Annotated in this window: 11 protein-coding genes and 1 other RNA gene; 2 read left to right on the plus strand and 10 right to left on the minus strand. The window is 35.0% G+C overall.

Going from position 1 to position 12,799, the window contains the following annotated elements; translation table 11 throughout:
• Positions 1-3: 3 nt before the first annotated feature.
• The 7 genes from C1H58_RS04300 to C1H58_RS04330 form a co-directional block, all read right to left on the minus strand.
• Positions 4-3,459 carry a dynamin family protein gene (locus C1H58_RS04300; RefSeq protein WP_165545450.1) on the minus strand — a complete coding sequence of 1,152 codons (3,456 nt, stop codon included), beginning with the start codon at positions 3,457-3,459 and terminating at the stop codon, positions 4-6.
• A gap of 290 nt (positions 3,460-3,749) precedes the next feature.
• On the minus strand, positions 3,750-4,667 hold the full coding sequence (gene rarD / locus C1H58_RS04305) for an EamA family transporter RarD (RefSeq protein WP_165545451.1): 918 nt from the start codon (positions 4,665-4,667) through the stop codon (positions 3,750-3,752).
• A gap of 38 nt (positions 4,668-4,705) precedes the next feature.
• Positions 4,706-5,833, minus strand: a complete 1,128-nt coding sequence (locus tag C1H58_RS04310) for a THUMP domain-containing protein (protein WP_165545452.1) — start codon at positions 5,831-5,833, stop codon at positions 4,706-4,708.
• Between the two features lie 404 nt (positions 5,834-6,237).
• An RNA gene (gene rnpB / locus C1H58_RS04315) (RNase P RNA component class B) lies at positions 6,238-6,623 on the minus strand.
• A gap of 40 nt (positions 6,624-6,663) precedes the next feature.
• The gene (gene gpsB, locus C1H58_RS04320; protein ID WP_050331966.1) at positions 6,664-6,999 is read right to left on the minus strand and encodes a cell division regulator GpsB; all 336 of its coding nucleotides are present in this window, start codon (positions 6,997-6,999) and stop codon (positions 6,664-6,666) included.
• 19 nt (positions 7,000-7,018) lie between these two features.
• The gene (locus tag C1H58_RS04325; protein WP_165545453.1) at positions 7,019-7,576 is read right to left on the minus strand and encodes an SLOG family protein; all 558 of its coding nucleotides are present in this window, start codon (positions 7,574-7,576) and stop codon (positions 7,019-7,021) included.
• The gene (locus tag C1H58_RS04330; RefSeq protein WP_165545454.1) at positions 7,569-7,910 is read right to left on the minus strand and encodes a DUF1798 family protein; all 342 of its coding nucleotides are present in this window, start codon (positions 7,908-7,910) and stop codon (positions 7,569-7,571) included. Before C1H58_RS04330 ends, C1H58_RS04325 begins: the two co-directional genes overlap by 8 nt.
• Before the next feature lie 196 nt (positions 7,911-8,106).
• Between C1H58_RS04330 and recU the strand changes: the two genes are divergently transcribed.
• Positions 8,107-8,733 carry a Holliday junction resolvase RecU gene (gene recU / locus C1H58_RS04335; RefSeq protein ID WP_165545539.1) on the plus strand — a complete coding sequence of 209 codons (627 nt, stop codon included), beginning with the start codon at positions 8,107-8,109 and terminating at the stop codon, positions 8,731-8,733.
• Positions 8,730-10,946 carry a transglycosylase domain-containing protein gene (locus C1H58_RS04340; protein WP_165545455.1) on the plus strand — a complete coding sequence of 739 codons (2,217 nt, stop codon included), beginning with the start codon at positions 8,730-8,732 and terminating at the stop codon, positions 10,944-10,946. The genes recU and C1H58_RS04340 overlap by 4 nt, the downstream gene beginning before the upstream one ends.
• Positions 10,947-11,039: 93 nt before the next feature.
• Here the strand turns inward: C1H58_RS04340 and C1H58_RS04345 are convergent, their stop codons facing one another.
• The 3 genes from C1H58_RS04345 to C1H58_RS04355 are packed head-to-tail and all read right to left on the minus strand — an operon-like array spanning position 11,040 to position 12,732.
• The gene (locus C1H58_RS04345) at positions 11,040-11,372 is read right to left on the minus strand and encodes a YpoC family protein (protein ID WP_165545456.1); all 333 of its coding nucleotides are present in this window, start codon (positions 11,370-11,372) and stop codon (positions 11,040-11,042) included.
• Between the two features lie 3 nt (positions 11,373-11,375).
• Entirely contained in the window at positions 11,376-12,044 is a 669-nt protein-coding gene (gene nth, locus C1H58_RS04350; protein ID WP_050330885.1) for an endonuclease III, read from the minus strand.
• Entirely contained in the window at positions 12,034-12,732 is a 699-nt protein-coding gene (locus C1H58_RS04355) for a DnaD domain-containing protein (RefSeq protein ID WP_050345617.1), read from the minus strand. The genes nth and C1H58_RS04355 overlap by 11 nt, the downstream gene beginning before the upstream one ends.
• Between the last annotated feature and the right edge of the window lie 67 nt (positions 12,733-12,799).

Raw genomic sequence — 12,799 nt, forward strand, 5'->3', positions numbered from 1 at the left:
GTTTCAGTCCTTTAAGTTTAAAATTTGTGCTAATTTTGGCGTGTTTATTTTTAATTGATTGATAAGTGCATCATCAACTTTGAAATCAAGGATAGCATTGATTTCATTTTGTGCTTCTAATTCTGCCGTTTCAATCGCTTCAATTGCTTTTGAAGTGAGTTGGTCTAACAGCGATTCTAACACTTTTCGTAGTTCAGTCAACTTTGGCTGAAGTAAGTTAATCGTGTGTACTTTGATTTCTGATTGGATTTGTTTTTGTACTTTAGGCTGTAAAAGGTTTCGCTTTGTCAGCTGCTTAGGTAATTGATTAACCATTTGTTGTAATTCTAGCGTTAAAATGGACTTTTCATACGGTTCAATCTGGATCGTTTCGTAATCAGGTATAATAATTCGATACTGTTGAAGTATTTTAATTTTAGGTGCCATTTCTTGTTGTAATGCTTGATTAAAGAAATGCTTAATTCTTTCTATTAACAATGTTTGTTCTAAAAAGAGTTTTTGGTGTATTTGGTCAAGGTATGATTTTGTGCTTCGTCTTTTTTCTTCATTAAAATGATTGGTATTTGTCATTTGGCCATTATAAATCGCTTTAACATCATCTGCTAATTGGATTTTTAAGCGCTCATTTAAATGATAAATTTGATCTTCTATTTCATTAAAGGTCTTTTGTGCAATTGATTGAATTAATTCAGTTTTAAATAGTTTTTCTCGGCGCATGTGTTCAAGTTGTTGTTTAGTCTGATGCATTTGTTGCGTATTGGTTTCAAAATCACTGATGATTGTTTCGTAAGCTTCCTTAATATAAGCAAATTGATCATACATTTTCTGTTCTAATAGTGATTTAGAATCGACTTCAGCAAAATGTGTGATACTTTCTTTTAACGTGTGAATCCCTTTATCACCCGTCTCTAAAGCGGTGCGACTCGATACCATAAAGATATCAGGGTTCATTTGGACTTTAGACAACGCATCTTTGACATATGCATATACTGCTTGTTGATCAACATTGTTTTCAGCTAAATCAACAGCATTAATGACCATTTTAAAGGACTGATTGGCTTTCAATTGATTCATATCTTTCATATGTTGTATGAAAGCTTGATCATTTTGTGTAAACGCATGGTTAAAATAACTCACATATAAAATAAGATCTGATGTTGTCAAAATCTTTTCAGTTTCATTCGTGTGTCGCTGGTTATTAGAATGTAAACCTAGTGAGTCAATTATCACTTTGTCTTTTAGCCAAGGTATGGGTAGACGTAGGTGCACCATTTGTACAAAGGTAGCAAATTCATCTTCCGCACTCCATTTTGAAATTTCTGAAGCATCTATGGGATGTTCTATGCACTTTTCGATATAGGATTGATATAAATCATAATTTTTTTCTACTGCGTTAATAAAAGCAAGACTATTTTTATCAATCTTTGTTTTTAATTGTTCAAGATTTGTATTTAAAAATGAAGCGATGGAATCAAAATGATTGTCCATCAGTTGGGTCATATCATTAATGTCTGCTAATAAGGCATCAGGTGTTTTAAAGGTAACACTGTGGTGGGACCCATATGATATTTCTGTCGTAGCAGCAGTGGTAGGATTAGGCGAACTTGTTAAATAAGCTTTACCTAGTAGCGCGTTAATTAAGCTACTTTTTCCAGCGCTGAATGTACCGAAAACGCCTATTTTAATTTTTTGTTGAGTCATTCTTGTTAATGTATCTTCAATGTTTTTGACACTCGATTTAAAGAGTGGGATGTTGCGAACGACGTCTAAACCTTGTTGGATTTGAGTTGTATGCAAAGTTCGCTCATTTGTGATCGCATCTTGATAATTATCGGTTTCATTTGTTAAGCCAGATACGTTCTTTTGCGGTTGGAAATGAATGCGTGTCCGATCAATCAGTTGGTCAAGAGAGTCTGACATATGAATATAGTAATGGCGATAGTTTTCTGTTTCTAGTGATTGCTTTAATTTCCGCAAATCTATATAGCGCTTATAGTCTTGAATATCAGTTGAATCTTCAACTAAATGTTCTTCCGCGTGAACATTTGCAATAATTTCTTCATCTAAAGGCTCAGACATTTTCAAAATATATTGCTTGATTTCTTTCATTAAGTGTTCTGAGAAAGTAAGCACATACTGATTCGTAATTTCTATTTGTGTTTGATAAAGTTCAGTGATGAGGCTTTCAGGAATTTCAAAGTGTTGCTTTAAAATTTGCTGATTCAATTGTGTATTATTGATAAAGCGTGTCAAAAATGACAAGTCATCTTGCATAGGCTTTTCAATTTGATGCGCAATCTGCTTCTGCAGCTGTTGCATGACGTCGTTAAGGCGTGTAGAGCGAATTTCCTCTGTTTTTCTTTTTTTATTAAAAAGTCCCCCTACTTTAAAGTTTTTAGTCATACTTTCTAAATAAAAACGAATGGTTTCACGCATGTCATGCGTCATAATATAAGCATTATCGATAATAGATCTGCGTTTATCTTTTAGATATTGCTTGAGGGCTGAAGGCGTGTTTAAAAGTTGGGCTTCTTCACTTATCATTTCATTTTTCTGATGTGTTTGATATGCTTGATCAAATTGTTCAGGCGTGATATTCAAACGTTCTAGAAGCAACTGCATTTCTTGCTGTAAATAATCTGTTTGATGCTGTTGAATAAAGTCTTTCATTCGAGCAACATAATCTTTGACGGGTTCTCTATGTTGATCTTGTTCTCGTATAAATAATGAAAGGGCATCAAATTCATTATAAGGATGCTCAAATTTAGTAATATAAAATGTTTTCAAAAGTTGAATATCCCATTCTTGAATCGACTGTTGTACGCGACGTTGAAAAGCTTCAAAGTCGATTTCTTGATGATTATGTTTATCAATCTGGTTAACAACAAAGACAACCGGAATACCTGCATAATTTAATCTTTTCATAAATTTGAAGTTTAAAGCAGATTGAACGTGATTATAATCAACCGTGTAAAAGACAATGTTGCTTGTATATAAAAATTGCTCGGTCTGCGCACTATGTGATTGTACATTGGAATCTACACCTGGCGTATCTTGAAAAGTGAAGCCATTATTGAACTTTGAACTTTGTATTTGAATATCAATGGATTCAACTTGATAATTTTCTCGATTCATCGCTTTAACTTCGTCATAATTTTGAAGGAGGGTGTATTTTTGACCTTCAATATTCGCGGTCATACCTGATTGCTCAGCAACAGTCACTCGTGCGGTATTACTAGTGGTTGGAACCGGTGCGCTGGGTAATATCTCCTGACCAATAAGGCGATTAATGACTGTTGATTTTCCAGATGAAAAGTGGCCTACAAAGGTCACGGTATATTGATTTAAGTAAACTTTTTTAATCATTTGATTGATCGTTTGAACAAACGTATGATGATCTGATTTTTCTACTTCTTTTTTTAATTTATATAAAATATCTAGTTCTTCTTGGTTCTGCATGTAAACTGACTCCCCTTGTTTATAAAGCACTCTTTAGTTCTATTATATGAATTTAATTGTAACATTGTACAGTCATACTTATTTTATCACCTAAAGCGTTCTGCATAACGATAGGAACACATTATGATGAAGTCAAAACATTGTGAAAGGTTTTTATTTATCCTATTAACCCCAATCTCGTTAACGCTTAATTTGTATTAAAATGCAGATTAAAAAAACAACGTCACATGAATGTAACGTTGCAGCGTATTGAATATGCTAATGAGTTAATATACAGCATCAAATAGTATCTATTCTTGGAATTCAAGCGGCTTTGGACGACGTTTCATTTTGAGTAATTGGGAAATGACATAAATCAGAATGCCGGTCCAAATAAAACAGAATGTAATAAACTGATCCATATTAAATGGCTCTTTAAACACAAAAATACCAAGTATAAAGATAAGCGTCGGCCCGATATATTGAATAAAGCCCATGAGCGACAACGGAATACGAATAGCGCCTTCTGAAAAAGCAAGAAGGGGTATCGCCGTTACTGCGCCTGAAAAAAGGAGCCAAAATGATGACGTATTGATTCCGACACTTAACCCTGATGTTTGTCCAAGATAAATAAGATAGATTAACGCCATCGGTGCAGTTGCTAATGACTCAATCGTAATACTACTTACTGCAGGCATAGGTACTAATTTTTTGAGTAGGCCGTATATGCCGAATGAAAAAGCTAAAAGTAAAGAAATGACTGGGAATTCTCCTACTTTGATTGTCATATAAACGACACCTAAAGCAGCAAAGAGAATTGCAAGCCGCTCTAAACGATTAAAACGTTCTTTAAAAAAGATCATTGCGAGTAAAATACTGACTAGCGGATTAATGTAATAACCTAAACTTGTTTGTAGCACATAACCAGAGTTAACTGCAAAGATAAATGTCCCCCAGTTCACTGCTACAACATATCCCGCTAGTATAATGATAAAAAGTTTGAGTGGTTTAGCTATTAAATTTGAAAAATCTTGATAGACTTGCTTTTGTTGGCCTATTAACGGAATTAAAATAACCATAAATATGAGTGATAATACAATACGAAACATTAACGTTTCAGTCGCATCTATCCCACGAATTAATGTCCAATAGAGTGGGAGTGTCCCCCACATGACATAAGATATTACTGAATAAAAAATTCCACGTTTAAACGCCTGATCTTGATACAAATCAGTCCCTCTTTTCTAAAAAAGTTTTCATGAATTGCTTATTCACTTTTATTTGCCCAATATTGATAATAAGTCGTTTCGATATAGCCATTAAAAAGTTTACGTCGTTTTGTTGCTTTACGATTAACTAAATGTTCGAATGCTTTATGACTTGTCATAATATACAGTGAAAGTTGAGGATTTTGATGCAGTAATGTACCTAAATAGCGATACATAGCTTCTACTTCATCGCGATCACCAATACGTTCACCATAAGGCGGGTTTCCTATTAGTCCAATTGGCCCTTCATGCGCTATTGTTAAAGTATTGACGTCTTTAACTTCGAATTGAATGATATCGCCAATCCCTACTTCATCAGCATTTCGTTTTGCGATTTCAACCATTTTAGGGTCAATGTCTGAAGCGTAGATTTCTATTTCTTTATCATAGTCAGCCTGTTGATCTGCTTCATCTCTCAGTTGATCAAAGAGCCCTTCAGGAATCATATCCCACTGTTCTGATACAAAAGAGCGATTAAAGCCAGGTGCAATATTTTGGGCGATTAAACAAGCTTCTATTGCGATAGTGCCAGAACCACAAAATGGGTCAATTAATGGTGTATCACCTTTCCAGTTTGCAAGCTTGACTAAGCTAGCGGCTAACGTTTCTTTAATCGGTGCTTCACCTTGAGCGAGTCGATAACCGCGTTTGTTAAGCCCTGAACCTGATGTATCAATTGTTAAAAGAACGCGGTCTTTTAAAATATTAACTTCTACAGGATATTTCGCACCGCTTTCGTCTAACCAGCCCGACACTTGATACGCTTTTTTAAGTCTTTCAACAATTGCTTTTTTAGTAATGGCTTGGACGTTTGGAACACTATGTAACGTCGATTTTAAGCTACGACCTTGCACTGGAAACTGTCCATTTTCAGAAATATAGTTTTCCCACGGAAGATTTTTAGTTTGTTCAAATAAATCGTCGAAAGTTTTTGCTTCAAACTGACCGATAATTAATTTGACACGATCTGCTGTACGCAACCATAGATTGGCTTTAACTAGCGCAGATGCATCACCTTGAAAGTAGATGCGTCCATTTTCAACGCGCGTTTCGTATCCTAACTCTTGTACTTCTTTGGCAACAATCGATTCAAGCCCCATTGGACATACTGCTAATAATTGATACACAATCATTCTCCTAACATACATAATTGGAATTAAACTGCCTATAAAATATCAAGTCCTCCCCCGGCATGTAAGGAAGACTAGAGTTTTGAAGAGATTGACTTAAATGTATACGTGATTAAGTCAACGGCCCTTAATTTCTGAAATAATATTATGATTCAAAAGAAAGGCGCGTCCTATAAACCTTTATTTTCCTATGTTTTCCTTCTACAACATAGCAAGTTAAAAATTTAATCGTTATTTTTAAGTATGCGATTTATTTTTAACTATTATTTTGTAATCTATTAAAATTTTTTAGTGAATTTTTAACACGACTTTATTTTAACATACGATTAAGCTACTTCATTTATTCTTTACATAAATGAAGGGCTGGAACTCGATGTCCCAGCCCGAACTAGTTGAGATATTTCTATAAGCCATGTTCTGTACTATTGTACTCATTACGTGCACTAGTAGCACTGGTACGCCAGTTGTAATCATCTGTCTGAAAGGGACATTACCTTTCCTCGTCTATACGTTGAATTTCGTTAGACAAGTGCTCCTACCAAATTTGGATTGCTCACTCGAGGGGTTTACCGCGTTCCACCTTTATTATTTCTAATAAAGCTACGTCACTGTGGCACTTTCAAACTAATATAACCTTATCTAATGACTTAGGTTAGTTCATTGCCGTCAATATCATTGATATTGCCTTGACTTATTGTTTCATCAAGCACGAACACTACAGTCATCTCAGACTGTGTGAGCATGGACTTTCCTCTATATGTTAACCATATAGCGATTACACGAAATATCCTTAAAAATTATAGCATTTTTAATCTTAAAAGCAATGACTATTTTCCAAAGACCGCTTTTTCTAAATTAGAAATACGTTTTAATATGTCTACGTTATTGTTTTGAGTTGAACTTTGGTTAGCGAAACTCTTATTATCTTGAGGTCTACTTGAAGCAACACGAATACGTAGATCTTCAATTTCTTTTTTAAGTTTGTGATTTTCTTCTGATAATTTAATCACTTCATTATTTAGGTCTGCCATTTTTTGATAATCAGCGATGATATCGTCTAAAAATGCATCAACCTCTTCTGGTCTGTACCCACGTACCATCGTTTTTTCAAAATCTTTTTCATAAATGTCTTTTGCTGAAAGCTTTAACGAAACATCTGACATTTGTTCCACCTCATTTGATTTAAATTTCTTCTGACCATTGTAAATCATTGATAAAGCTCATAATTTCGTCAAACGTCACAATATCACAAGTATAGTTTGTTTTTTTAACAAAATCAACTAACTTCTGCTTGAAGAACTTAGGGCTTGCCTCTTGTTCATCATCATAAATTAAGACTGTGACATCCGTATGGTCCAACATAAATTGATCTGCAGCTTGAAATTGATAAGGACCTTGATAAGCAGACTGGTAAATACTATTAACATAGTCGCTTTGTGTTATGATTTGTTGGTACTGTAATTGGTTAGCCTCATTCCATTTAGAGCTATGTTCTAAAAAAGGCGTAATGACACCGAGTTTTAATTCTGGATATTCCTTTTTAAGTTCAATGACACATTCTGCAGCCCACATTTCAATTCCCAACTGTCCTTGTATTAATACCCACTTAAGTCCCTCTTCAATGTATTGAATGAGCTTTTGAGTAATAAATTTTTTCAAATAGGTCACTTCTTTTGCTTGAGAATCAAAGATCTGAAGTTCATATGATTTATAACCTGTAATATACATCGTTTTATACATGTTTATGACCACCATTTTGAATGAGATAATTCAAGTCGTGTTGAACCGCTTTAAATCGATCTATAAATATTTTTTTACTGGTTGTGGATTGGTGACAGCCGACAGCAAGCTCTGAAATAAGTGATTGCATACGCACAAATTTTTGACGATTAAAATATGGAAGATTTTGAATTTGATTCTGATACAAATTTAAAGATTCTACATCTTGATCAACTTGAGCAACAAATGGTGCAATGTCTTCGTAAAATTCAAATTGGTGCCCTCTTCTAGCCTGTTGATAACGTAATGAGATATGGTTCAAGTCATCAAGAAGTTTTTCGATTGCAGATTGCATAAGTGGTATCACCTCATGTTAGATTACCTCGATTTTATCATATTCAAATTCAAAGTTTTAACCAGATATGTTTAGGGGTAACGGTCAAGACCTATCTATGTTACAATAATGACAGTTTATGAATCGTTTTTTGATTTATAAAACGCCTATCCTATCATGTTTAATAGGACAGCAAGCATGGACTGTAGGTGAAAAAATGAATTATCCAAATGGTAAGCCTTTCAAGCCAAGTCGGACTCAAGACGGAAGCCCTGTGCGTCATAGTTCTAGTAAAATAAAATACGGTGGCCGTGGGATGACATTAGAAAATGACATTGAACGTTCTAATCAGTTCTATTTGAGAATGAATAAAGCTGTGATACACAAGAAACCGACACCTGTGCAAATTGTTCAAGTCGATTATCCTAAGCGGAGTCAAGCTGTAATAAAAGAGGCTTATTTTAGAACGCCTTCAACCACTGACTATAATGGTGTTTACAAAGGCTTTTATATCGATTTTGAAGCGAAAGAAACAAAAAATAAAACGTCATTTCCATTACAAAATATTCATGAACATCAAGTGAAACATATGGAGCAAGTTGTGGCGCATGGCGGTATTGCATTTTTGTTATTTCGTTTTAAAGGAATCGATGAAGTCTATCTTTTATCGTTTAAGCAATTTATTCCATTTTGGGAGCGTTACATAAAAAATGGAAAAAAATCAATTAAGGTTGAAGAAATTCAAGAAAATGGTTACTATATTCCTTATCAGTATCAACCCAGATTAGATTACCTCAATGCAGTTGATAAGTTGATATTAGATGAAAGTGAGGACCGCTTATGACGGAAAAGAAAGGGACTTCTAGTCACGCCAACAAGAAGTCCGGTCAAAAAAAGAATAAAAATATTAAGCGTACGATTATTAAGGTGCTGAGCTTTTTAGTTCTGGCATTTGTCATTTTAGCGTTATTAGCCGTTTTGCTTTTCGCTTACTATGCGTGGAAAGCCCCTGCTTTTAACGAATCAAAATTACAAGATCCGAGTCCGGCAAAAATTTATGATAAAGATGGCGATTTAGTCAAGACGCTTGATAATGGTGCAAGACGTGAGCATGTTGATTTAAAGGATGTTCCAGATACGATGAAAGATGCTGTACTTGCTACTGAAGATAACCGTTTTTATGACCATGGTGCGATAGACTATAAACGTCTATTCGGCGCTGTACTTAAAAATGTATCGGGTGGTTTTGGTTCACAAGGTGCTTCAACTTTAACGCAACAAGTTGTTAAACGGACATTCTTGACTGACCAAAAATCCATTGAACGTAAAGCGCAAGAAGCATATTTATCTTATCGTCTTGAGCAAGAGTACTCTAAAGATGAGATCTTTCAAATGTACTTGAATAAAATTTATTATTCTGATGGTGTTTATGGCGTTAAAGCCGCAGCAAAATACTATTTCAATAAAGACTTGAAAGATCTTAATTTAGCAGAATCTGCTTATCTTGCTGGTTTGCCACAAGTTCCAAACACATACAATGTATACGATCATCCTAAAGAAGCTGAAAAGCGTAAAGACACAGTGCTTTATTTGATGGCTTATCACCACCGTATTACTGAAAAGCAAAAGAAAGAAGCACAAGATACGCCGATTACAGCGAACTTAGTTCAACGTTCAGCTGAAGAGCGTCAAGTTAAACCGGATGATGATTCACAACAATACAATTCTTACGTCAATTTTGTGAAGCAGGAATTAATGGGTAATCCTGAATTTAAAAATGAAAATTTGGCTGATTTATTAAATAGCGGTATTAAGATTTATACGTATATGGATAAAGATGCTCAAAATTCTTTACAAAGTCATATTGATAATGGCGGCTATTATAAAAATGATGATCAGCTCGTCGGTTCAACAATTGTAGACAGTAAAACAGGTGCCCTTGCAGCTATTTCTGGTGGTAGAGACTATAAAGATGTTGTTCAGCGTAACCAAGCGACTGACGCACATCCTACAGGCTCTACGTTGAAACCATTCTTAGCTTATGGTCCAGCTATCGAAAAATTACAATGGGCGACAAACCATTCTATCCAAGATGAGCAGTCGTACAATATCGACGGTGGTACATTCCGAAACTATGACCAGAAGAGTCACGGTACAGTTTCGATTTATGATGCATTACGTCAAAGTTTTAACATTCCAGCTTTAAAAACTTGGCAACAAGTAAAAGAGCAAGCAGGAAGTAAAGCACCAACTGATTTTGCGGAGAAAGTAGGACTTGAATATGAAAATTCAAATATTGGTCCTTCTGAAGTTCTAGGTGGTTCATCTTCTGAATTCTCACCTACCCAACTCGCTTCGGCCTATGCTTCATTTGCTAATGGAGGAACTTATAATAAAGCACACTCTATTAAGAAAGTTGTAGAGGCAAATGGCGATACAGTTGAATTTGATCATACAAGCCATAAAGCAATGAGTGATTATACGGCTTATATGATTACTGAAATTTTAAAAGGTACGTTTGAAGCTTATGGTTCAGCCTATGGTAACAGTGTTTCAGGTGTCCACATGGCAGCTAAAACAGGTACAGGCACATATGGTCAAGAAGCCTATCAACAATATAACTTACCTGACTCAGCTGCTAAAGACGTCTGGATTACAGGTTTCTCACCTAAATACACAATGTCAGTATGGATGGGCTTTGACAAAGTTAAGCAATATGGTGAAAACTCATTCGTCGGCAGTAGTGAACAAAAATATCCTCAACTTCTATTTAAAGATGTCATGAGTGAAATTAGTCCACACGATGGTGAGGATTTCAAACGTCCTGATTCAGTCAGTGGTAGCGGTAAAAGTTTATATGTATCAAAATCACCGGATGGCCATACAACAAGTAACTTTACAGAATCAAGTGGAGGTTCTAACTCCAATTCAACATCTGGATCAAGTGATAGCAACAATCAAAGCCAGAATTTGAATAATGGTAACCGTCCACAACAACAAGGTAACAATAACTCAAATAATAATGGTGGTTTTTTCGGTCATCTTTTTAACCGATAAATCATACAAATATCCCAGTTTACTCAATGCGAGGAAACTGGGATATTTTTTGTCTTTTATTTATGTTTGAAATCATTATTTGAAGAAGGAGGATTACTCAATGTGATGTCGAGCACGATAAGCGGCATGCATTTTAATCAGTTCTGATTTGAGTGTTTTCATTTGTTGGTAACCCATATAGTGATGCTTTCTTTCTTCGATATATGCAAGTCGATCAAAAATATTAAATGGAACGATTGTGAGCGAATCCAAATCAAGTTGTGCTAATGAAGTGGGTTCGACTTGGTTAATTACGTAAAAATAGTCCATTAATAATGCATAATAATGATCAAGTAATGGCTTGGCCTGTTCGCTTCCTATTTGACGAGTTTTTGCGAACTGATCTAATTCTTTTTCTAAACTAGTCATTTGATTTAACTGTTCCATCACCTATTCCCCTCCTGCTGCTTTAAGCGATGCACGATAACGCTTTTGACCTTCTCGACAATCATCAAATAAAGGACAAACACCACATTTCGGTTTTTTAGCTAGACAATGATAGCGGCCGAAGAAGATAAGTTGGTGGTGGCTCTTTGTCCAGCGTTCTTTTGGAATGATTGACGTTAATCGGCGTTCAACTTCAGTTACATTATCCTTCCATCTACAAATGCCTAAACGTTTAGATACGCGCTCAACATGTGTATCTACTGCAAGTGCAGGTTCGCCGAATGCGACACTCATAACTACGTTTGCCGTTTTGCGACCAACACCAGCAAGACTTTCTAGTTCAGCATGTGTATGTGGAACTTCTCCATTGAATTGATCAAGTAAAGATTGACTTAATTTTTGTATATTTTTAGCTTTGTTACGATAAAGTCCTATCGAACGAATATCTTGTTGTAATTCCTCCAAATCAACAGCTAAATAATCTTCAGGCGTATGATATTTTTGAAATAATGAATGCGTAACTTTATTAACGGTATTATCTGTACATTGCGCTGATAATAAAACTGCAATGGTCAACTCGAAAGGATTATCATGAACTAATTCGCATTCTGCATTGGGAAACATTTGATCAATCACATCGATCATTTCAAGTGCTTTCTTTTTACTTATCAAAAGGATTCTCTCCTTTCAACCAATTAAATTTTGGAAGGTTTTCTATTTTTTTAATAGGTTGTTGAGATTGAGACTGCTTTTTAAATTTTGCACGGATTGGTTGAGTATCTTCTACTGATGTCACATTATTTTTTTGCCAATTTAATAATATTCTATCCACATATTTTAATGATGTTTTTTGATGTGCAAGTGCCTCGTTCAGTGCAGCATCAATAATTTTGATGTCATAATGGTCAACATCTAGCCATTGATTAATATGTTCTATTTCTAAAGGCGATAAAGGACGCCCAAATTCAGTTTCTATGCGACGAAACAATTGTTTAAAAGCCTCTTCTTGAGATGTAGACTGTGTTGTTTGTTCAACTTGTGATAATACTTGCGAAAATTGTTCATAGAAACCTTCTAAGTTGATATATTCAGTGAATTTACCTTCTGTATTTTTTTCAACTCTCATTTCTAACAAACCCAGCTGAATGAGCTTTTGAATGATGGTTGTCACTTCGAATGCTTTCATAGTTGTCCCTTTTTTTAATATATCTATAGAAGGTTGTTCATTCGAGCGCTCGTAAGCATGCAAAATTTTAAGGAGTATCACTAAGTCATTCTCATTCAAACCTAAATTTTGATAATGCTCAAGGAGTTCATATCGAATTACAACCGGTCTAATTTGAAGTTCACGGGCATTCATACCATTTCCCCCTCACTATATTTAAATGAAGTCCGCGCTGATCTATTAAACATGAGCGATAAAAAAA

The organism is Staphylococcus sp. 191 (genome assembly GCF_011174885.1).
GTDB classification, from domain to species: Bacteria; Bacillota; Bacilli; order Staphylococcales; family Staphylococcaceae; genus Staphylococcus; species Staphylococcus coagulans.

Coding starts and splice junctions, on each gene's coding strand:
- recU (WP_165545539.1), top strand. CDS start 8,107: ATGAATTATCCAAATGGTAAGCCTTTCAAGCCAAGTCGGACTCAAGAC.
- C1H58_RS04345 (WP_165545456.1), bottom strand. CDS start 11,372: ATGGAACAGTTAAATCAAATGACTAGTTTAGAAAAAGAATTAGATCAG.
- gpsB (WP_050331966.1), bottom strand. CDS start 6,999: ATGTCAGATGTTTCGTTAAAGCTTTCAGCAAAAGACATTTATGAAAAA.
- C1H58_RS04325 (WP_165545453.1), bottom strand. CDS start 7,576: ATGTATAAAACGATGTATATTACAGGTTATAAATCATATGAACTTCAG.
- C1H58_RS04300 (WP_165545450.1), bottom strand. CDS start 3,459: ATGCAGAACCAAGAAGAACTAGATATTTTATATAAATTAAAAAAAGAA.
- C1H58_RS04340 (WP_165545455.1), top strand. CDS start 8,730: ATGACGGAAAAGAAAGGGACTTCTAGTCACGCCAACAAGAAGTCCGGT.
- C1H58_RS04355 (WP_050345617.1), bottom strand. CDS start 12,732: ATGAATGCCCGTGAACTTCAAATTAGACCGGTTGTAATTCGATATGAA.
- C1H58_RS04330 (WP_165545454.1), bottom strand. CDS start 7,910: ATGCAATCTGCAATCGAAAAACTTCTTGATGACTTGAACCATATCTCA.